Origin of the sequence: Rouxiella aceris (assembly GCF_012933545.1) — a bacterium.
Taxonomy (GTDB): domain Bacteria; phylum Pseudomonadota; class Gammaproteobacteria; order Enterobacterales; family Enterobacteriaceae; genus Rouxiella; species Rouxiella aceris.
In genome coordinates this window covers 159,757-181,214 of the sequence record NZ_JAADJU010000005.1, presented here as the reverse complement: position 1 = coordinate 181,214, position 21,458 = coordinate 159,757, and the positions used below count along the sequence as shown (strand labels likewise).

The following is a 21,458-nucleotide window of genomic DNA, read 5'->3' as shown; positions in this document are numbered from 1 at the left end:
AACACGGCGTACATCCACTTACCCCCTGCTCGCCTTGCTGTTGACCGGGGTTTCTACCACCAGCATGGCAGAAGAGAAATTTACCTTTCTCACAAACTGGTACGCTCAGGCGGAGCATGGCGGTTTTTATCAGGCACAAGCCAAGGGGTTATACAAAACGGCAGGGCTGGATGTCAGCATCAAAATGGGCGGCCCGCAGGTTAACGTGATGCAACTGATGGCTGCCGGTCAGGCTGACTGTACCCTCGGCGATAACGGTCAGGCGCTGGAAACCTGGCAGGCTGGCGTCCACGCCGTGACGATAGCAACGGTGTTCCAGCATTCACCAACCGTCTTTATCAGCCATGACAAAGTAGAAAAGGCGCAGGAGTTAAAAGATAAAACCTTCCTGCTGGCTACCGAGGCCTACACCTCCTTCTGGCCTTGGGCGAAGAGTGAGCTGGGGCTGGCCAGCGCCAAAATCCGCCCTTACACCTTCAGCGTGCAGCCTTTCCTGGCGGACAATAATCTGGTGCAGCAAGGCTATGTTACCTCGGAGCCTTTCTCGGTCGAAAAAGGCGGTAAACCTTTCTATGTCTACATGCTCAGCGACTGGGGTTACCCGCCGTATGGCAACTCGATTATCTGCATGGCCGACACCGTCAAAAAACGCCCGGCTGCGGTAGCCGCCTTTGTCAAAGCCTCCATGCAGGGCTGGAAAGAGTATTTGCAGGATCCGACAGCAGGCAATGTGCTGATCACCAAGGACAACCCGCGAATGGGAGCCGACCAGATCGCTTTCGGCATCGCGCAAATGAAAAAGTATGAGCTGGTCACCGGCGGCGATGCGCAAACCGCTGGTATCGGCATTATCACTGAACCGCGTCTGAAAAAGACCTGGGACATGTTGGTGAAAAACAAACTGATTGATGCCGATAAAGTGCCGTTTGAGCAGACCTATACCCTCGATATGATTAAAGACGCGAAGGTCATGCCATGAATTCAGCGCCCAAACTGACCATGATGAGCCATGTCCGCTCAGCAAATCCGCCGCCGGTGGCAGCCATCGAGGTGCTGTCGGCAGAGAAAATTTACAGCAATGGCACGCGCGCACTTCTGCCAGTCAATCTCACCATTAATCAGGGGGAGTTCGTGACCCTGCTCGGTCCGTCGGGCTGTGGCAAAAGTACGCTATTAAAAATGGTCGCCGGTCTGGTTGAACCCAGCGACGGCAAGCTGGTGCTGTGGCGTCACGACAGCCGTGAAAAAGCGCAGCTGCCGCTCTCCTTTGTGTTTCAGGAAGCCACGCTGATGCCATGGAGCACGGTGCATAACAACGTACGTTTACCGCTGGATCTTGCGGGCGTCTCTCGTGCCGAAGCCAACACCCGCGTCAGCGAAGCGTTGGAACTGGTGGGGCTGGGGAAATTTGCCAATGTATTGCCGCGCGAACTGTCGGGCGGCATGCAGATGCGCGTCTCTATTGCCCGCGGGCTGGTGACACGTCCAAAACTGCTGCTGATGGACGAACCCTTTGGCGCACTGGACGAAATAACCCGCAACAAGCTCGACAGCGATCTGTTGCGCCTGTGGCGTGAGCAGGGACTGACGGTGCTGTTCGTCACCCACTCGATTCATGAAGCAGTATTTCTCTCGCAGCGGGTGATCATGATGGCCGCAAGGCCAGGCCGGGTGGTGGAAGATATCGCCATTAGCGAGCCCTTCCCGCGCAGCGAAGATTTCCGTGTGAGTCCGGGTTTTTCACGCTATGCGAAGCAGTTGCAAGATAGCCTGCTGCAAGCCAGCCAATCGGGTATGGAGTAACGGTATGCAAACGCAAAAATCCTCACCGTGGATCAATAACCCCACGTTTCGCAAAGTTCTTTATCCGGCGGTGGTGGCGATCGTCGTGGTTTTGCTGTGGCAAGGCTGGGTGAGCTATTTCAAAATCCCTCAGTTTTTGGTGCCGTCACCGCTGGTGATGCTACAAAGCCTGTGGACTAATCTGGGCTCGCTGATGATGTCGCTGCTGTTTACGCTGAAAATCACTCTGATTTCGTTTTTGCTGTCGACCATCATCGGCGCAGCGGTGGCCTTCGTGCTGGTGCAAAACCGCTTTGTTGAAACCGCGATCTTTCCTTACATCGTGTTTCTGCAAGTGACACCCATTGTGGCCATTGCTCCGCTGATCATTATCTGGGTCAAAGATACCACCTTGTCGTTGGTGGTGTGCTCGACGCTGATGGCGGTGTTCCCCATTATTTCCAACACCACCCAGGGGCTGCGGAGTGTATCGCCTGGTCTGCTGAGCTACTTCCAGTTGAATCACGCCAGCCGCTTGCAGATCCTGATCCGTTTGCGCATTCCTTTTGCCCTGCCCTATTTTTTCGGCGCGCTGCGGATTTCCAGCGGTCTGTCGCTGATTGGTGCTGTGGTCGCCGAATTTGTTGCCGGCACTGGCGGCAACAACACCGGTCTGGCCTACCAGATATTGCAGGCGGGTTATCAGTTGGACATTCCCCTGATGTTTGCCGCACTGCTGTTAATTTCACTCACCGGTATCGCATTGTTTGGCGTGATGTCGTGGATCACCCGACGCGTTCTGGGCGCGTGGCATGAAAGCGAAGCCGTGCAATCTCATTAACATTATCCACTCTTTAGGCAGGAAAATATGGACAGTGAACAACGTAAGCTGGCGCTTGCCCTGATACAGCAGGCGCTTCCCGATCTCGACTGGACTTTGCAGGCGACAAAGGTCAAACGCCTTTCGCGCGATTTTCACTGGTTCAGCCCGATTCTGAAACAGCAACTGGAAGATAAACAGGCAGATGCCGTGGTCAGGCCACGCAACGAAGAAGAGTTGAGTTTAGTGGTTAAAGCCTGCGTTCAGCATCAGTTACCGCTGATCCTGCGCGGTGGTGCCACCGGCAACTATGGCCAGTTGGTGCCATTGCAAGGCGGCATTCTGGTGGATATGACCGGATTCAATCAGATCGGTGAACCGGGTAATGGCGTGGTGCGTGCACAGGCCGGGAGCCGTCTGGCCGAGATTGAAACCATCACCCGCCCGACTGGCTGGGAGCTGCGCTGCATGCCTTCAACTTACCGGCTTGCCACCCTCGGCGGTCTTTACGGCGGCGGCTTCGGCGGTATTGGCTCCATCAACTATGGCCCGCTGGGTGCGCCAGGCAATGTACTCAGTGTCAAAGTCATGACCATGGAGGCCGAGCCGCGTATTCTGCATATTCCTGCCCCGCAGGCGCTGCTGCTGCATCACGCCTATGGCAGCAATGGCATCGTGCTTGAAGTTGAGCTGGCGCTGGCACCTGTTCACCAATGGATAGAACGGCTGGACGTGTTCGATGACTTTAGTGACGCACTGGATTATGCCAACGCCATTGCCCGATCCCCGGGGTTGGTAAAACGCCAGCTGGCACTGTTTGCCGCGCCGATCCCGACTTATTTCACCCATCTGAACGGCCATTATCAGGCACATCAGCACGCGGTCATCAGTGTCATTGCTGAAGAAAGTGAAGGGGTTGGCAGCAATTTGCTGGAGAAATATCGCGGGCACAGCGCGGTGCGCCAATCCGCCGCCGAGGCGCGAGAAACCAATACCTCCCTGATGGAATATTGCTGGAACCACACCACATTGCACGCGCTTAAAATTGACAGTTCCCTCACTTATTTGCAGACGGCGTTTAATTATACAAATTATCGTCAGCAGATTATCGATATGGCTGCTTTATTCGGCGATGAAGTTATTTCCCATATTGAATTCCTGCGCGACAATGATGGAAATATAACCGCCAGCGGATTGCAATTAGTACGTTATTCCAGCGAAGAACGACTGAATGAAATAATGGTTACTTTCCGTGATAATGACGTAAAAATAAATAACCCGCATGTATATAAAATTGAAGATGGTAAACAGGGAGAAATTAAATCCGAAGTAGTTTCCGTGAAAAAATCTCTTGATCCCAACGGGTTACTTAACCCCGGCAAGCTCAGGGGCTGGGAAGTTCGCGACACCTTGGTTTTAAATAATGATCCTCTTTTATTGACTGACAGATAAAAATAACTATTATCCTCCCCGCTTATAAAAAAACAGCGTGGCAAACGGTTGCGTATTACCCGATAAAAAATTATTAGCCGTCTTTTCTGCCGGCTGAACAGCTTATATTTTTTGACAGGAAGATATTAATGAAAAGTAACAAATTCAACTTTACGCTAAAGTTGGGTGCCATTGTCGTTTCTCAGGCACTGCTAATGGGTCACGCCCTGGCGGCTACACCGGTCGCTTCTGGTTGCAGCGCGGGTACTGCGGATTCCCTGAGCGAAATGTTCACCTGCGGATCGGTAACCGGCAGTTTGCGTACCTTGTATTATTCGACCCACAATGCGTATTTCGTACCGGGCTATTCTCAGGACACCGTCAGCTACGGCGGCAGCGTGAAGTATGCCACGGCGGAATATTACGGCCTGAGCCTTGGCGTCAGCGGTATTTTCCAGCGCGGTATCGCTCATAACGATGACCATTTGATTACCGAGCTTGGCCCTAACGAGACCGGTGTGGGAGAGGCCTATCTGAGCTGGCACTATCAGGACTTGCGCATTACTGCCGGTGATCAGCGTATTAATATCCCGTTTGTTGGCGACTACGACTGGCGCATCACCCCGATTCTGTTCCGCGGCGTTGACGCCAACTACGGAGACAGTGACAACTTCCTGCACGCCACTAAAATCACCCGCTATAAACCCTGGGGCGACGACCAGTTCCTCGACACCACGGCCTATACTGACGCCGATGGCACCACCAACGGCATGTGGGGTATCGGCGGCGGCCGCGCCGCCAAGTTTGATAATAAAAAGCTTAATGGCCAGCTGTGGTACGAGGATTACAACAACTACAGCAAAATGGTGTATGGCGACAGCTTTCTGTCGTGGTCAGACATTGCCTCCCAGCCAAAGATCGGCATTCAGTTTATTCGTGGCCTGAGCGAAGGCAAAGCGCTGGCTGGTGAAGTTAACAGCACCAGCTACGGCGCGCAGTTTGCGATGAACTTTACCCCGGTATTGAAATGGTCGCTAAATTACGATCATATCGCTGCCAATGCTAATGCTTACGGCAACGGTGCGCTGGTGACGCCTTACGCGCACAACACCTCTTCCGGCCCGTACTTTGCACAACCCTTCTTCACCAGCACTCAGGATCTCGGCAGCGGCAATGCTTACTCAACCGACCTGAACTGGACTGCCAGCGAACACATCTCATTGGGCAGCCGTTACTCCTTTATGGATTTAACCGCCAGCGCGGGTGCGTCAAGCAGCAATCAGTCCGAGTATCTGGTGTATGGCACCTACAGTTTCGATGGTGTGCTCAAAGGGCTGAGCATTACAGACTTTGCAGGCGTGCAGACTACCTCAACATCAGAGAAAGATTTCTGGCAGAACCGCCTGGCGTTAGAATATGATTTTTAAATAAAAATCGGTTTAGCCTAATACCGTAGCGGCCTTGTTTTGCAGGCCGCTGTCAATAATAAAGACCAACGTCTCCCCTTATACCCCCATCCAAAGCATAACCTGCCACACCCTTCGCCTTATTCAGCACGTTCCAAGTACAAATTAGCTATAAGCCATATTTTTTCGTTGTTAGACAATCAGAAAACACGACCTTACTCTTTGTCATGTTTTGTATATCAATCAACTAATCCCTTGATGAGGAATGTCATTTGGCAAAGTCTCTACAACATTTTCAACCCCGCCGGTTGTCACACTTTACGCCGCTGAAAATCGCCTTGTTGTGCGGAACGATTTTATTCTCCTCTGGCATTATGGCTGCCGAACTGCTCAACGAGGGAATTACCCCGGCGACTGACGCCAGCCAAATCCCGGCCAACGCCAAATTGCGTCAAGACACGGTGGTAGCGGGTATTTCGGAACCGCAGGGGATATTCAATCCTTACTTCTTCGTTAATGGCTGGGATGAAAATGTTACTAACGTAATCTTCGCCCGACTGATTGACTGGAACAGTCACGGTGAGTCTGTGCCCGGATTGGCAGAAAGCTGGACGGTTACGCCGGATGGCAAGACCTACACCATCAAACTGCGCCCCAACCTGAAATTCAGTGACGGATCGCCCCTTACTGCCGCAGATGTGGCTTTCACGCTGACGGTGCTTTATGACCCGAAATACGACGGGGATACCGACATTTCCCTCGCACATATCGTTGGTGGTGATGACTACAAGGCAGGAAAAGCGGACAGCGTCAGCGGCCTGAAAGTTATCGACCCGCAAACTCTGCAGGTGACCACCAGCGAAGTGGGTGCCACCACATTGCAGAAAATCGGTGGGCCGGTATTGTCGAAAGCCTACTACGGCCAAGGTTACAGCCGCGGCAACCTCGACACCTTACGCACTCTGCACGGCAAACCCCTTGGCAACGGACCCTATATTTACGACAAATACATTCCCGGCCAGGAGATCCGTTTCCACGCCAATCCAAATTACTACAAAGGTGTCCCGCCCACGCCGCGCTTTATCTATCGGGTGACCAACCCGTCCACCAATTTCCAGCTGTTCCAGACCGGCGAAACGGATTATGACGCTTTTACTTCACGTCCCGATGATATCGAACAGTTAAAGTTGCTCGGCTTCGCCAATATCAATCTTTATGGCTCCAGTGATTACAGCGAAATCGAATTTAACTTCAGACGTCCGGCCCTGCAGGATGTGAAAGTTCGTCAGGCCCTGATCTACGGTCTTGATCGTCAGCAACTGATTGATGCGGTTTATCAAGGTTATGGTTCAGTGGCCAATGAACCTATAGCCCCGATTTCATGGGCCTATAACGCTCAAGATGTTAACCCGTATAAATACAATCCTGAACAGGCGAAAAAACTGCTCGAGGAAGCGGGCTGGAAAGTGGGTGCCGATGGCATTCGCGAGAAAGACGGGAAACGTCTTGAACTGACGCTGCTGGTCAGTAAAAAAGTGCTCAACGATGCACTGATCCCCATTGCCAAAGAAAACTACCGCCAGATTGGCGTGCTGCTAAAACCCCAGGTGCTGGACTTTAATGCGCTGATGTCACAGCGTAAGTCAGGCAATTACGACCTGGCCTCCTTCAGCACCAGCACCCTTAACGATCCGCACGATGGTGTCTGGGATTTCTACAGCACCGAGGCCGCGACTCATGGGGGTTACCACAACCCGCAAGTTGATAAGTTGATCAATGAGGGCAACGCCCAGCTGGATATCGAAAAACGTAAGCCGATTTATCACCAACTGTATCAGGTGCTGGCTAACGATCCGCCAGTGATCCTGCTGGCTAACCGTAAAATTCTTTCTGCCAGCAGCGCCCGCGTCACCGGTTTCAAACCGGATATTTATAACGGCCTTACCGGCAGCCTACCGGACGTCAAAATCGTCAAATAATGGCGCTATAGTGCCTTGTTAAATCATCAGCACCAAAGCCGCTGCCGGTATACGTTCCGGCAGCGGTAATGAGAAAGTCATGAGAAATTTCATTCTGCGACGATTGCTGCAGACCATCCCGATGCTATTCCTTGCCTCGTTGTTGATCTTTATGCTGTTTGCGCTAACCCCCGGTGATTTTATTGATGGCAACGTCACCCTGACGGCGCAGCGCGCTGCTGAGCTTAAAGCGCTTTATGGTCTCGATCAGCCGCTGCTAAGCCGCTACCTGCACTGGCTTGGCCTGTTACTGCGCGGCGATCTCGGTTTTTCACTGCAATATCAAATTCCGGTCAGCCAACTGCTTAATCAGTATATCTGGAACTCATTCCTGCTGGCGGTGATTGCCTTAATCCTTTATTGGAGCATCGCGCTGGCGGTTGGCATTGTATCGGCCATAAAACCCTATTCACTATTCGATCATGGGGTCAGCGTGGTGATTTTCGCCGCAATGTCCTTCCCCACCTTCTTCCTCTGTCTGTTGCTGATCAAATGGTTTGCCGTGGATCTCCACTGGTTGCCGGTGGGCGGCATGACCAATACCGGCAGTGATGCCACGGGCTGGAGCTGGGTGATGCAGGTTGGTGCCCACCTGATTTTGCCCGTATTGGCGTTGGTCATGCTGCAGGCCGGCAGTCTGACCCGATATTTCAGAGCCAGTATGCTCGACGTCGTGCGTATGGACTTTATTCGCACTGCACGGGCAAAAGGACTGCGTGAACGCAGCGTTATCCTCAAACATGCTTTGCGCAATGCGCTGTTACCGATAATCACCCTGTTGGGTTTCGAGCTGCCGGGACTGTTTTCCGGGGCGTTGATCACCGAAAAGGTTTTTAACTGGCCGGGTGCCGGTCATATTCAAATTGATTCGCTGGCCGCGCGCGACTACCCGGTGTTGATGGGCTTTACGCTATTTCTGGCAGTGCTGACCATACTGGGTAATCTGCTCGCCGACGTGCTCTATGCCTGGGCAGATCCGCGGATAAGGGTGAGGTCTTGATGTTAAATAGCCTTTTCTGCCGTCAGCGCCGCCTGCGCAAAGCGCAAATACCAGCCCTGGCCCAGGTGACGCCGTCGCCTTTACATCAGGCATGGAAGTCGTTGCGACGTAACCGGCTGGCAATGTTCTGCCTGATCCTGCTTGCGGTCATGGCACTGTGGTGCATTTTCGGCCCGATGTTTTCGCCATGGCGTGATGAAGCCACTGACGCCTTGATCATCAACAAAGCGCCAAGTACCCGGCACTGGCTGGGCACCGACTTTCTCGGCCGCGACATTTACACCCGATTACTGCTGGCCGGGAGAATTTCGTTGATCATCGGCCTGCTGACCATGCTGCTATCGGTGACACTTGGCTACCTGCTCGGTGCGCTTTCCGGCTATGCCGGGGGACTAACCGACAAGTTGATTATGCGCCTGGCGGATCTGATGATGACCATTCCCAGCCTGCCGTTGCTCATTGTCATGGGTGCCATGCTCGCGGAGCTTGATTTTTCGCCAGAGTCTCGGGTTTACATGGTTATCGTCATGCTGAGTCTGCTGGAATGGCCGAAGCTGGCACGTCTGGTGCGCGGACAAATTCTCTCGCTGCGCGAACGTGACTTTATGCTGGCAACGCAGGTGCTGGGACTCTCGGCGAGGCGTCGTATTTTTGGCCATCTGTTGCCCAATACGGTGCCAATTCTGGTGGTGATGGCCACAATGGCCGTGGCGAATGCCATTCTTAGCGAATCGGCACTCAGCTATCTGGGATTAGGCGTGGTGCCGCCCATGGCGTCCTGGGGGAACATGATGGATGCCGCCAACAGTCTGATCGACTTCCAGCGCCGTCCGTGGCTGTGGATGCCACCGGGTATTGCCATCTTCCTCACCGTGGTGGCGATCAACGTACTGGGCGACGGTTTACGTGATGCCCTCGATCCCAAAATGAAGCGAGGCTGACGATGACGCAACCTTTAGTACGTTTTAACAACCTGTCACTGTCGTTTGCCAGCGATTCAGGCAGAGTGCGTGCCGTACAGGATGTCACCTTTGACGTTATGGCCGGGCAGACCGTGGGTATTGTGGGTGAATCCGGCTGCGGAAAAAGTGTCACCGCCCTGTCGCTGATGGGCCTGCTACCGCCACAGTCGGCACATATCGACGGCGGTGAGATCCTGTTTGCGGGACAGAACCTGCTGACCCTGCGCCAATCCCAGATGGCGAATTTACGCGGCAACCAGCTGGCCATGATCTTTCAAGAGCCAATGAGCGCCCTTAACCCGGTGCTCACCATTGGCGAGCAGTTGGTTGAGCCTCTTATCCGCCATCTGGGTGATACGCCGAAAATTGCGTGGCAAAAAGCGACGGCATTGCTGACCGACGTGGGCCTGGCACGAGCTGAAAGCCTGATGAAAAGCTACCCGCATCAACTTTCCGGAGGCATGTTACAGCGGGTGATGATCGCCATGGCGCTGAGCTGCAAACCAAAATTATTGATTGCCGATGAGCCGACCACCGCGCTGGATGTCACCGTGCAGGCACAGATCCTTGGATTACTGCGCGATCAGGCACAACGCCAGCAAATGGCGCTGATGCTGATCACCCACGATCTGGGGGTAATTGCCCAGATGGCTGACCATGTGGTGGTGATGTACGCCGGAAAGGTGGTGGAACAGGGGCCGGTGGCCGATGTGTTGCGTAACCCGCTGCACCCTTACACTCAGGGACTGATCGCCTCGCGTCCGGTTCCGGGTGAGCGTCGGCGCAGGCTCTACTCGATACCGGGTCAGGTGCCGGATCTCGCCGCGTTACCGGCTTATTGTGCCTTTAACGACCGCTGTGCGAAAGCCACTGAACGTTGCCGTCAGGGCATTCCACCGCTAGAGGGACAATACCGCCAGGCGGCTTGTTTCTACAGCGGTCAGGTCCCGGTTTTACAGCCAGAGTGACAGAAATGAATACAGAGTTTTTAATCGAGGTCGAAGGCCTCAAAAAACACTTTCCGATACGTGATGGTCTGTTCGGGCAAGAAACCGGCCTGCTGCGCGCCGTGGATGGTGTCAGCTTCAAGATCCGCCAAGGCTCTATTTTCGGTCTGGTGGGAGAATCAGGCAGCGGTAAAACCACGGTTGGCCGAAGCCTGCTGGGACTGTACGAGCAAACTGCTGGCCGCGTGAAATTCCGTGGTGTGGACTTGCAGTCGCTAACCTCTAAACAGCTAACCGCGCTGCGTCCGAAAATGCAGCTGGTATTTCAGGACCCTTACAGCTCGTTAAACCCGCGGATGCGGATTGGCGACGCTATTGGCGAAGCCATGCTGGCTCATAAACTTTGTTCAGCGGCAGAACTGCGAGGCAAAGTGGATGAAGTGATGAAGATTTGTGGGCTGTCGCCGCAACATTATAATCGCTTCCCGCATGAGTTCTCCGGTGGCCAGCGCCAGAGGATCGGCATCGCCCGTGCGCTGATTTTAAAGCCGGATTTTATCATTGCCGACGAGCCAATATCGGCGCTTGATGTGTCGATACAGGCGCAAATCATCAATCTGTTTTCCGATCTCCGTGACGACCATGGTGTCACCTTTCTGTTTATCTCCCATGATCTGGGCGTCGTGGAGCACCTTTGTGACGACATTGCCGTTATGTATCTCGGACAGATTGTAGAAACCGCCGAACGCGATACCCTGTTCCGCCAGCCACTGCATCCCTATACGCGGGCGCTGTTGGCGGCAGTACCGACCCTTGATCCTGATAGCAAACCGCTGGCCATGGCGCAGGGTGAAATTCCCGATCCGTCAAAACCGCCTGCCGGTTGTCGCTACCACACCCGTTGCCCGCAGGCGACGGAACGCTGCCGCCGCGAGATACCCCAGTTGCGTGATGTTGGCGAAGCAGGCCATCGCGTAGCCTGTCATTTAGTGTGAATTCTGCGAGGCTATAACCCCGGGGGTTTAGATAAATTAAATGCCCCCTCTAAATCCCCTAACGTCATCAGCAGCTGCACTGGGCATATAAGCTGTTCGCTTGCGGCAGCATGTGCAGCCTCCAGAACAAAGTCAGTACGATTTAGAGTCTTCAGAGAGTAAACACCGTGCGGCAGCGGCTATCATCTTCACTCCAGGCAACATTGACTTCACTTAATGGCCGTTGACGGAAGGGAATGGAGAAATCACGCAGCGCAGCGGCTTGCAGAAACTCGCCGATAGACGCCAACAGTTCAGTATTGGATACGCTACCCAGACCGCTGCCCATCAGAGTCAGCCCAGATGAGCGTAGCAATTTGCTGGGCAGGGAAATTTCCTGACCGCTCAGCGAACCAATTTGCACAAAGCGCACCACCTTATCGCCACCGGCAACGGCGGCCAGCATGATATCGAGTGCACTCTGCCCCCAGAGATAGTCCAACACCACGTCGATGCCCTGCTCCATCAAAGCGGGCAGTTCTGTGGGTAATTGATCCAGCGTCAGGGTGATATCCGCGCCTTCAGTACGGAGTTTCTCCAGCGCCTGAAGATTGCGCCCGGTGGCAATAATTTTCCCGGCCCCCAGATGACGAGCGATCCTTACCGCCAGGTTGCCGGAGGTACCGGTAGCACCATTAATCAGTACCGTTTCGTCCTTGCGTAAATGTGCCCGGCGGGTTAATGCCGCCCAGGAAGACATACCGGGGTTGGCAATGGCCGCCGCTATCAGCGGATCCAGCGTCGCCGGAAGTGGCACTATCGCCTGGGCCGCAACCAGCGTTTGCTCCGCCATGCTGCCCCAGGGAGAACTGAATGCCAGAAAGTAGACCGGCTCACCGCTACTGAGATAACCGGCACCATCAATCCCGGCGATAAACGGATGTGCTATCGCCGAGCTATAATGGGTTCCGGCCGCGCGCGCTTTGGCCAGTTGGCTGATGGCCGCCGCTTTTACTCTGACCACCACATGATGATCGTCCGCCTGTGGCTCACGAAAGTCCGCATAAACCGGCGTTTCCCCTGCCCCGTTAACAATAGCTGCTTTCATTTTTCGACCCTTTAGTTAATCAACAATAAGTGTATAATGCACACATTATTCTTGCGTTCGGATATCGTCAATGAAAAGCGTGCAAAATACACATAAAATTACCACCTACGAAGATTTACATGATGCGCTGCTGACCATCGTTGGCACTTTTAACCGTCCGCAACGAGATGAATTACTAATAAAAGACTCCGCTATTCATCTTGATCGCGCGCTGTTTCCGCTGCTGGTGCTAATCGGCCGCTTTGGTCCCATTGGCGTAGGAGAACTCGCTGACCGAGTAGGTCGTGATTACACCACGGTGAGTCGTCAGCTGGCCAAACTGGAGGTAACCGGACTGGCACAGCGGCAGAAAAATGCCCATGACAAGCGCATCAATGAAGCCGCTATCACTGCAGAGGGAAGAGTGATGACCGATAAAATTGACGCCACGCGGGTGCAAATTTATGGCCGTATTTTCAATACCTGGCACGAGGAAGAACGTACGGAACTGGAAAGGCTGCTGAAGAAGTTTATTGCAGATTTTACACAACTGGAACGCTGAACTTATTTAGGATCAGGCCGTAGCGGGCAGCAAAGCAAATAGTCGGGAACCTGGATGTTATCGGACCCGACTATTATCTGTATCGCTGTTATCGGCCAGTATCAAAAAAGGCCACGGTTTCCGTCAGACGCCGGGTTTGTTCCGCCAGCGCGCTTGCCGCGACCACCGCCTGCTGCACAAGTACCGAGTTCTGGTTAGTCACCGAATCGATCTGCACAATAGCTTCGTTAACATGGCTAATCCCCTTGCTCTGTTCATCTGTCGCTACAGAGATTTCCGACATAATATCTGCCACGCGATGCACGGCCGCGATCATATCGTCGATATTGCTGCCGGCGATTTTAATCTGTGAAGAACCACTGTTGACGCGAGCCACAGACTCTTCCACCAGGCCTTTTATCTCCTGCGCCGCCTGCGAGCTGCGTAATGCCAGACTGCGCACCTCACTGGCGACCACGGCAAATCCCTTACCCTGCTCACCGGCTCTGGCCGCTTCCACCGCCGCATTCAGCGCAAGAATATTGGTCTGAAACGCGATGCTGTTTACCACCTCGATAATACTGGCTATTTTATTGGAGCTTTCCGAGATACCGTTCATTGAGTCATTCACACTTTGCATCACCTCGCCACCACGTGAGGCAATGTCCACTGCGCCACGAGCCAGTTCGCGCGCCTGGCCGGCATTCTCCGCATTTTGTTTTACGGCAGCGGTGATCTCTTCCATGCTGGAGGAGGTTCTTTCCAGCGAGATAGCCTGCTGCTCAGAATGCGCAGCTATCTCCTGGTTTCCGGCGACGATATCCTGAGTGCTGGTATTGATCATTTCAGCACCATTGCGGATCTCTTCAATCACCGTAGTCAGTTGCTCGCGCATAGCCCCCATCTCATGTATCAGGCTTGTGCTGTCCCCGGCTTTTTTATCCACCTCTTGGGTAAGATCCCCGGAGGCAATACGGGCGGCGACTTCAACGGCATAGCGCGGCTCTCCGCCCAGAGTACGCAATGTTCCGCGATTAATCAGATACACCAGAACAGACAGCAAAATACTGATGGCAATAAATTCAATACTATTATGATAAAGCGATACTAAAAACGCGTCATCAATATCATCAACATACAGGCCGGTAGTAATTATCCATCCCCAGGGCGACCAGGGAATATTATAGGCAATTTTCGGCAGCGCTTTTGTATCACCCGGGCGAGGGAAAATATAGGCAGTATAACCGGCCTGGTTGTCTTTAGTGACGGCCACCATATCTCTGAAAAAATAGACCCCATTAGCATCAGCAATATCAGGTCCTTTACCAATTAGCTTTGCATTGATTGGGTGCATAATGACCTGTGCCTGGTTATCCAGTATGGTAAAATACCCCGTTTCGCCATAGCGCAAATCTTTAATGGCCTGGACCGCGCGCTGTTGCGCTTCCGCTTGTGAAATCAGCCCCTTGTCTGCAAGGCCGGCCTGCGTTTTAACTACGCCAAGAGCCAGTTGCGAAACGTCACGTAACTCGTTTTTCCTCAGTGTTAGCTGGTCTTCCTTAACCTTTACCGAGCCATAGAATAATGTCCCGGCCAGGCACACCAGCGCCACGATCAGCGGGAGCCAAAGTTTATGGGCAAGTGATAATTTCATGACGAGATCCCCTGTTGTTGTTTTATATGTCGGGTAACGTGTCGGCCCCCCTGGTATCAGACCGCGGCTCTATGTGTTTATCGGAAGTTAAAAAAAACAAGTTAATCGTTAAAAACGATAGATAGATTTAAAATATCCCTTTTTTGTTATAAACAAATTAACTTTCTAATAACTAAGGGGTTATTTTCGGCGATATTCTTAACCCCTTGAGTTCCTTGTCTATAAGTAAGAGCACGATCACAATAATGATTATCAATCCGCGGGGGGGAAATATAGGGTGACTTAAATGGCAATTTTCTTTTTTAAGTCAATTGGCTATGAGGAGTTGTATCGGGTTGGGCTTAAATGGCAATTGTTATTTAAAACCAATTGGCTTTAGAGGAGCTGTTTCGGGTTGGGCTTAAGTGTCAATTTATAGTTTTAAAATCAATTAGCTATGAGGAGCTGTTTCGGTTTTATAATAGCGGTGGCCACTTAACCTGCTGTGCCGAACCGAGTTAAGGAGCGCTGGCCCGCTCCTTAACAATCCTGGGCCTTTTGGTGTCTTTGATTCGTCTGCTGCCTATTACCGGCTATGTTTCAGTGACTCCGAGCGTGGCACGAGCCGCGCTGCTCAGCAGTCCCCTTGCTCGGTCGGGAGCCAAAAACGTCTCCCTCCGCTTCGCGCGGCGCCGTCTCTGAATGTGCCAGCCAACTATGCACACCATACGGTTTGGCTTAAATGGCAATTTGTGGCTTAAAATCAATTAGCTATGAGGAGCTGTTTCGGTTTTATAATAGCAGTGGCAGCTTAACCGACTGTGCCGAACCGAGTTAAGGAGCGCTGGCCCGCTCCTTAACAATCCTGGGCCTTTTGGTGTCTTTGATTCGTCTGCTGCCTATTACCGGCTATGTTTCAGTGACTCCGAGCGTGGCACGAGCCGCGCTGCTCCGCAGTCCCCTTGCTCGGTCGGGAGCCAAAAACGTCTCCCTCCGCTTCGCGCGGCGCCGTCTCTGAATGTGCCAACCAACTATGCACACCGTGCCGTTTCAGCCGCAAACTTTTTGTCTTTTTTGTCTTTTTGTCTTTTTGTCTTTTTGCCTTTTGCAGTTGACCTTTAATGTTGCCGGTTTTTCAGTAAATGCCGCTTGGCCGATTCAAAACCTACGCTGAGCGACGTGGAGCGAGACGCTTTTGGCTCGCGACCGAGTGAAGGGACCGCGCAGCGGCGTGGTTTAGGCCACGCGCAGGGGTCACTGGAAAGAACTCGAACCGAGGGCACGACACATATCAATTTGGACAGGGCCCGGGATTCTCAAGGGTGCAGGCCCTGGTGCACCCTTGAGGCGGTCTGGGCCGCTGCCCAGTGAGCGCAGCGAATGCAGTTGACGTTGACCTTGAAGTTAAAAGTAAATTTGCAATTAAAACCGAAACCTTTTCCTCGCAGTTGATTGACTTTTAAGTAAAAATTGCCACTTAAGTGATAGAGGCGCTCTGGGCCGCCGCCCAGTGAGCGCAGCGAATGCAGTTGAAGTTGACCTTGAAGTTGAAGTTGACCTTGAAGTTGAAGTTGACCTTGAAGTTGAAGTTGAAGTTGACTTTAAAACCCAAAATTGCCATTTAAGCCCACACCTCATAGTTAATAAACCATATACCTGGTCCATGACTAAAATCAGCGATAAATCCAGCATAAAATGTTCAGTAAATCATCATCTTGACCTAAATATATGCAGTTGCTCGCGGCTGGCATTTTTCCCGTTGACACTTCCCCGCGCGCTGTTTATTATGCGCCCCGTTAACACAATTCCTCTGTAGTTCAGTCGGTAGAACGGCGGACTGTTAATCCGTATGTCACTGGTTCAAGTCCAGTCAGAGGAGCCAAATTTAAAAAGCCCGCTTAAGGAAACTTAAGCGGGCTTTTGGCATTTCAGAGAGTCACACCTTTCTCTCTGATCAACATTCATTGCCCTGGTATGCAAGCTCTGCTTACAAAAACAATATTTAAAAAATAAAACCCTCAATATTTCTTCTGCTTTCTATGTTGTGATCGGCCTTACCTTCCCTTTCAGAGCCAAACTCTTTATGAATCGTCGTCAGTTTATCCTGGGATCGACCATCGCAATGGTGGCCATCCCGGCAAGGAACGTATTGGCAGGCAACTTAGCGGCACAGCTCCCCTCCACGCCATATAGCGATATTGCATTATGGCGAGGGACGCCGCCCGGTGGCGGTGGCCCATCGGGTAGCGAGTCGTTATCGGCCAAAGGTGCATTGAGCAATGTGATGCAGCCTTCGTTGCGGGTATTCCAGCCACAACGCGCCAATGGCAGGGCCGTACTGATCGCGGCGGGAGGTGGTTATAAACGCATGGAAATGGGACAGGAAGCCTGGCCAGCCGCCGACTGGCTAACCAAACTCGGTTACACCGCCTACGTACTGACTTACCGCTTGCCGAGCGAAGGGTGGCGGGATGGCAGTATTGTCGCCCTGCAGGACGCACAGCGCGCGTTACGCATCCTGCGTGGCCGGGAACAACATATCAGCCTGTTGGGTTTCTCCGCTGGAGGGCATTTGCTGGGAATGGCCGCAACCCGTGCAGATTTCCGTTCCTATCCACAACAAGATGCTATAGACCGCATGTCCGCTCATGCCGACAGTGCGGCATTGATTTACCCGGTCATTACGCTTGAAGAACCCTATACCCACACCTCAACGCATAAGGTCCTCGTCGGGCCACATGCCAGTAATGAACAAAATGCCGAATACTCGGTGCAGAACTTTGTTACCCGGCAAACACCGCCGATATTTCTGGTGCAGGCAGAGGATGATCCGATCTCCGATCCGCACAACACACTGATTATGGCGGCCGCCTGCGAGCGCCAACAGGTGCCGGTAGAAATGCACCGCTACACTTCCGGTGGTCATGGTTTTGGCATGGGTAAACCCGGCACTCCAACGGTAGAGTGGCCACTACGTTACAAAGCCTGGCTGCAACAGGCGTAGAAATCTGGCACACAACGGCGCAAAGGATAGCTCTCTGTGCCGTTTCCTCCGGCACTTTCGTGATCCCCCTCTCACTTGCTTATTCATTTGCCCAACTATCCTGAAATACACCGCTAAAAAATCAGGCACCTGCCCGTTACCCGGTTTTTAAACGCAATTTAGACTAATTAAGATGACCAATAAACCACCAAGAGTCATTGACGATAAAAATAAAATAGTCGATCTACCCCCTGCTTTATCAATTCTGTCATTGCTAAAAAACAGAGTGTTGCGGGGCCCTACACAAGGTTCGCCAGATGCAAATAGTCAAAATAGAAGTGATGCGCGTTGCTATTCCCTTTAGTAGCGGTAGAGAAAAGCTTAGCGGCCAGGATCACAGTGCCTACAACGCGGCGGCACCAGAGCTTAGCGCCATGGAAACGCTACTGGTTAAAATCACCGCCGACAGCGGTCTGCAAGGTTGGGGAGAAGGCTTTGGTCATCTCAGCAATCCGCTAACCGAATGTGCGCTCAATGGCCTGGTTGGGCGTTTTTTTCTTGGACAAACCTGCAATGAATCCCCCGTCGGCATCGCCCAGTTGATGGAACAAGCTGAACAACATTTTCACGCCTTTGGTCGTACCGGCCCGGTGATGTTTGCCCTTTCCGCCATTGATATCGCCCTATGGGATCTGCTGGCCAAAACGCGTCAGCTCCCACTTTGGCAGTTGTTGGGTGCCAAACGTCAGCGTATCGGGGTGTATGCCAGCCTGGTCAGTTACAGCAATAATCCCGAACAGGTCGCCGCCAAAGTGTTGAGCACCTATCAGGCAGGCTTTCGCGCTATCAAGCTGCATGAAACCGCCTACCCCGCCATTGCCGCTGCCCGCGAGGTGCTGCCCGCCGATGCCGAATTAAGGGTCGACGTTAACTGCCCATGGCGGGTGGAAGAAGCCAGTCAACAGGCACTGGCCTTGCAGCATCTGGGGCTTGGCTGGCTGGAAGAGCCAGTATGGCCACCGGATGATATCGCCGGTCTGGTCGAAGTCCGCAAGCAAGGCACACCCATTGCAGCCGGTGAGAACGCTGCAGGGGTGCAAGGCTTTGTTGAACTGTTCAGAGAAGCAGCCATTGACGTTGCGCAACCCAGCGTCAGTAAAGTGGGCGGCATCACAGCCATGCTGAAAGTGATTGCACTGGGCAAGCAATATCAGACTCGCGTCGTCCCCCACTGCTTTTACTACGGTGCCGGATTAATGGCCACCGCACAGCTTGTTGCAACCCTCGATGACGAGGTCAGCCTGGAAGTCCCTTATATCCAGTGGCAGGCGCTGCTTTATCCGCAGCTCGATTTTTCCCCGGAGATGACTTTATCCGCGCAGCCGGGTCTCGGCTTTGAACCCGATCCGGCAGTGCTGGCACAGTATCGCATCAGTTATCAGCAGCAATCAGTAGGCGGGGTGAAGCATAATGATTAAATCAAAATATCGGGTGATTATCGCCCTGTTACTGTTTTTTGCCGGCATGCTTAACTATCTTGACCGCGCAGCGTTATCGGTAATGGCGCCGTTAATCAAAGGGGACCTGCATATTAACGATGCGCAGATGGGGATCCTGTTTAGCGCCTTTTTTGTCGGTTACTGCCTGTTCTGCTTTATTGGCGGTTGGGGGGCCGATAGATTTGGTCCGCGCAAGGTGTTTGGCTTTGCCGCCGCCATCTGGTCACTGTTTTGCGGTGCCACGGCGTTGGTCACCGGTTTTGGTCATCTGATGGTGGTGCGGATCCTGTTTGGTATCGGTGAAGGTCCGATGGGCACCACCACCAACAAGTCGATCTCCAACTGGTTTCCCAAAAATGAAGTGGGTCGCGCGGTCGGCTTTACCAATGCGGGCCAACCCTTGGGCGCCGCCATTGCCGCGCCAATTGTCGGTCTGGTCGGGCTGCACTTTGGCTGGCGTATTGCCTTTATTGTTATTGCCTTGCTCGGCTTTGTCTGGCTGGCGGCCTGGTTGCTATTGTTTCGCGATAAACCGGAACAACACGCCCGCGTCTCGGCCGAAGAACGGCAGCTGATTGTCGAAGGGCGTCCGGCGACGCGACGGGTACAAGACAGTAATGGCAAGGATCAGCACAGCCTGTGGTACTACGTGTTTTCCAAACCGGTGCTGGGCGTGGCAGCAGCCTTTTTCTGTTTTAACTATATCCAATACTTCTTTCTCTCCTGGTTACCAAGTTATCTCACCGACTTTCAGCATCTTGATATCAAAAGCATGAGCATTATCGGCATCCTGCCGTGGATTGGTGCCACTATCGGTTTTATTGGCGGCGGCATTGTTGCCGATGCCTTATATCGCCGCACCGGCAACTTTTTGTTCTCACGCAAGGCGGTGATCTTTAGCGGGCTGCTGATCGCCGCAGTCTGCGTAATGTTAACGGCCTATACACGTAATACCGCCGGGGCCGTGGCGCTGATCACCGTGGCCAGTATTTTTGCCTATATGACTCCACAGGCCTGCTGGTCGTTATTGCAAGATATTGTCCCGGCACACCGTATTGGTACCGCCGGTGGTTTTGTCCACTTACTGGCCAACCTGGCCGGTATTTTATCGCCCAGCATTACCGGTTTTTTAATCCAATATGGTGGCGGTTATCAGTCGGCCTTTTTGTTGTCCAGTTGCCTGTCACTATTAGGCATTCTGTTTATGGCGGTGCTGGTAAGGCAAAACAAAGTCAATGCGTTACTTGGCAAGCAACCTGTTGCCCCGGCAATGAAAAATAAACTGATAGAGCATTAATCACGCTTAGCCTGCGCCCTGACGGTCCACAAGCTCGTCAGGGCTATCTCCCCCCTTGCGCAATATCAATATTGGCAGCCTTCGCAGATATACCCTGTGTATCTGTCCATAACGTCTATATTTTAGCTGTAAGCTTTGCCCGCTTACTGCCTATTTGCATTCTCAGGAGCCGTTATGCCACGTCTGACTGCCAAAGATTTCCCCCCTGCCTTGCTCGAACTTTATGACTATTACGCGCACGGCAAAATCACCAAGCGCGAATTCCTTTCCATGGCGGCCAAATACACCATCGGTGGCATGGCCGGGATGACGCTGCTCAGCTACATGAGCCCCAATTATGCGCTGGCGCAGCAAGTGGAATTTACCGATCCGGCGATCCTTGCCGAATATATTCACTATGATTCCCCCAACGGCAATGGTCAGGTACGAGGCTATCTGGTGCGTCCGACGGCAGCCAAGGGCAAAACCCCGGCGGTGGTAGTGGTGCATGAGAATCGCGGATTAAATCCCTATATTGAGGATGTGGCACGCCGGGTGGCCAAAGCTGGCTTTATTGCCTTGGCCCCGGACGGACTCAGCTCGCTGGGTGGCTATCCGGGCAATGATGAGCAGGGCAAAACGCTGCAACAGCAGGTTGACCCCGGCAAGCTAATGAATGACTTTTTTGCAGCAGTCGATTTTATGCTCCACCACCCGGACAGCAGTGGCAAAGTGGGGATCACCGGCTTTTGCTACGGCGGCGGCGTCGCCAATGCGGCAGCGGTGGCCTTCCCCGAACTGGCAGCAGCAGTGCCTTTCTATGGCCGCCAGCCCAGGGCCGAAGACGTTGCACGTATTCAGGCGCCGTTGCTGTTGCATTATGCCGAACTGGATAAGGCCATCACCGAAGGCTGGCCTGCCTATGAAGCGGCGTTAAAAGCCGCGGGAAAAACCTACCAGGGGTATATCTATCCCGGCACCAATCACGGTTTTCACAATGACTCGACGCCGCGCTATGACAAAGCCGCTGCGGATCTGGCCTGGGAGCGTACCATCGGCTGGTTTAAACGCTATTTGCTATAGTGCCAGAGGGCATCAC

Annotated in this window: 18 protein-coding genes and 1 tRNA gene; 16 read left to right on the top strand and 3 right to left on the bottom strand. The window is 53.0% G+C overall.

What is annotated here, in order from left to right; translation table 11 throughout:
* The first annotated feature begins 64 nt into the window (after window positions 1–64).
* From GW590_RS11025 to GW590_RS10980, 10 genes are all read left to right on the top strand, one after another.
* Entirely contained in the window at window positions 65–979 is a 915-nt protein-coding gene (locus GW590_RS11025) for an ABC transporter substrate-binding protein (protein WP_408014933.1), read from the top strand.
* On the top strand, window positions 976–1,803 hold the full coding sequence (locus GW590_RS11020; RefSeq protein ID WP_169403105.1) for an ABC transporter ATP-binding protein: 828 nt from the start codon (window positions 976–978) through the stop codon (window positions 1,801–1,803). The genes GW590_RS11025 and GW590_RS11020 overlap by 4 nt, the downstream gene beginning before the upstream one ends.
* 4 nt (window positions 1,804–1,807) lie before the next feature.
* A complete protein-coding gene (locus GW590_RS11015; protein WP_169403104.1) occupies window positions 1,808–2,623 on the top strand; it encodes an ABC transporter permease in 816 nt (271 codons plus the stop codon).
* Window positions 2,624–2,650: 27 nt separating this feature from the next.
* Complete coding sequence (locus GW590_RS11010; protein WP_169403103.1) at window positions 2,651–4,054, top strand: FAD-binding oxidoreductase; 1,404 nt, start codon at window positions 2,651–2,653, stop codon at window positions 4,052–4,054.
* A gap of 128 nt (window positions 4,055–4,182) precedes the next feature.
* The gene (locus GW590_RS11005) at window positions 4,183–5,460 is read left to right on the top strand and encodes an OprD family outer membrane porin (protein WP_169403102.1); all 1,278 of its coding nucleotides are present in this window, start codon (window positions 4,183–4,185) and stop codon (window positions 5,458–5,460) included.
* Between the two features lie 353 nt (window positions 5,461–5,813).
* Window positions 5,814–7,418, top strand: coding sequence for an ABC transporter substrate-binding protein (locus GW590_RS11000; protein WP_169403316.1), 1,605 nt, complete (start codon window positions 5,814–5,816; stop codon window positions 7,416–7,418).
* Between the two features lie 79 nt (window positions 7,419–7,497).
* On the top strand, window positions 7,498–8,457 hold the full coding sequence (locus GW590_RS10995; RefSeq protein WP_169403101.1) for an ABC transporter permease: 960 nt from the start codon (window positions 7,498–7,500) through the stop codon (window positions 8,455–8,457).
* Window positions 8,457–9,398, top strand: a complete 942-nt coding sequence (gene opp4C, locus GW590_RS10990) for an oligopeptide ABC transporter permease (RefSeq protein ID WP_169403100.1) — start codon at window positions 8,457–8,459, stop codon at window positions 9,396–9,398. The genes GW590_RS10995 and opp4C overlap by 1 nt, the downstream gene beginning before the upstream one ends.
* A gap of 2 nt (window positions 9,399–9,400) precedes the next feature.
* Window positions 9,401–10,387 carry an ABC transporter ATP-binding protein gene (locus GW590_RS10985; RefSeq protein WP_169403099.1) on the top strand — a complete coding sequence of 329 codons (987 nt, stop codon included), beginning with the start codon at window positions 9,401–9,403 and terminating at the stop codon, window positions 10,385–10,387.
* Between the two features lie 5 nt (window positions 10,388–10,392).
* Window positions 10,393–11,361, top strand: coding sequence for an ABC transporter ATP-binding protein (locus tag GW590_RS10980; protein WP_169403098.1), 969 nt, complete (start codon window positions 10,393–10,395; stop codon window positions 11,359–11,361).
* 151 nt (window positions 11,362–11,512) lie between these two features.
* On the opposite strand, the gene GW590_RS10975 is transcribed toward GW590_RS10980, so the two are convergent.
* Window positions 11,513–12,448, bottom strand: coding sequence for a quinone oxidoreductase family protein (locus GW590_RS10975; protein WP_169403097.1), 936 nt, complete (start codon window positions 12,446–12,448; stop codon window positions 11,513–11,515).
* Between the two features lie 70 nt (window positions 12,449–12,518).
* Between GW590_RS10975 and GW590_RS10970 the strand changes: the two genes are divergently transcribed.
* Entirely contained in the window at window positions 12,519–12,989 is a 471-nt protein-coding gene (locus tag GW590_RS10970; protein ID WP_169403096.1) for a MarR family winged helix-turn-helix transcriptional regulator, read from the top strand.
* Window positions 12,990–13,077: 88 nt separating this feature from the next.
* Here the strand turns inward: GW590_RS10970 and GW590_RS10965 are convergent, their stop codons facing one another.
* Both GW590_RS10965 and GW590_RS10960 read right to left on the bottom strand, forming a co-directional pair.
* A complete protein-coding gene (locus GW590_RS10965) occupies window positions 13,078–14,622 on the bottom strand; it encodes a methyl-accepting chemotaxis protein (RefSeq protein WP_169403095.1) in 1,545 nt (514 codons plus the stop codon).
* Between the two features lie 1,456 nt (window positions 14,623–16,078).
* Window positions 16,079–16,222 carry a hypothetical protein gene (locus GW590_RS10960; RefSeq protein ID WP_169403094.1) on the bottom strand — a complete coding sequence of 48 codons (144 nt, stop codon included), beginning with the start codon at window positions 16,220–16,222 and terminating at the stop codon, window positions 16,079–16,081.
* A 185-nt stretch (window positions 16,223–16,407) separates the two neighbouring features.
* On the opposite strand from GW590_RS10960, the gene GW590_RS10955 reads away from it, so the two are divergent.
* The 5 genes from GW590_RS10955 to yghX all read left to right on the top strand — a co-directional run bounded on the left by GW590_RS10955 (window position 16,408) and on the right by yghX (window position 21,442).
* Window positions 16,408–16,483 (top strand) — tRNA-Asn (locus GW590_RS10955).
* 201 nt (window positions 16,484–16,684) lie between these two features.
* A complete protein-coding gene (locus tag GW590_RS10950) occupies window positions 16,685–17,605 on the top strand; it encodes an alpha/beta hydrolase (protein WP_169403093.1) in 921 nt (306 codons plus the stop codon).
* 296 nt (window positions 17,606–17,901) lie between these two features.
* Window positions 17,902–19,062, top strand: a complete 1,161-nt coding sequence (locus GW590_RS10945) for a mandelate racemase/muconate lactonizing enzyme family protein (protein ID WP_169403092.1) — start codon at window positions 17,902–17,904, stop codon at window positions 19,060–19,062.
* Window positions 19,055–20,380 (top strand): MFS transporter, encoded by a 1,326-nt coding sequence (locus GW590_RS10940; RefSeq protein WP_169403091.1) that lies wholly within the window; start codon window positions 19,055–19,057, stop codon window positions 20,378–20,380. The genes GW590_RS10945 and GW590_RS10940 overlap by 8 nt, the downstream gene beginning before the upstream one ends.
* Window positions 20,381–20,554: 174 nt before the next feature.
* Complete coding sequence (yghX, locus tag GW590_RS10935; protein WP_169403090.1) at window positions 20,555–21,442, top strand: YghX family hydrolase; 888 nt, start codon at window positions 20,555–20,557, stop codon at window positions 21,440–21,442.
* The last annotated feature ends 16 nt before the right edge of the window (window positions 21,443–21,458 follow it).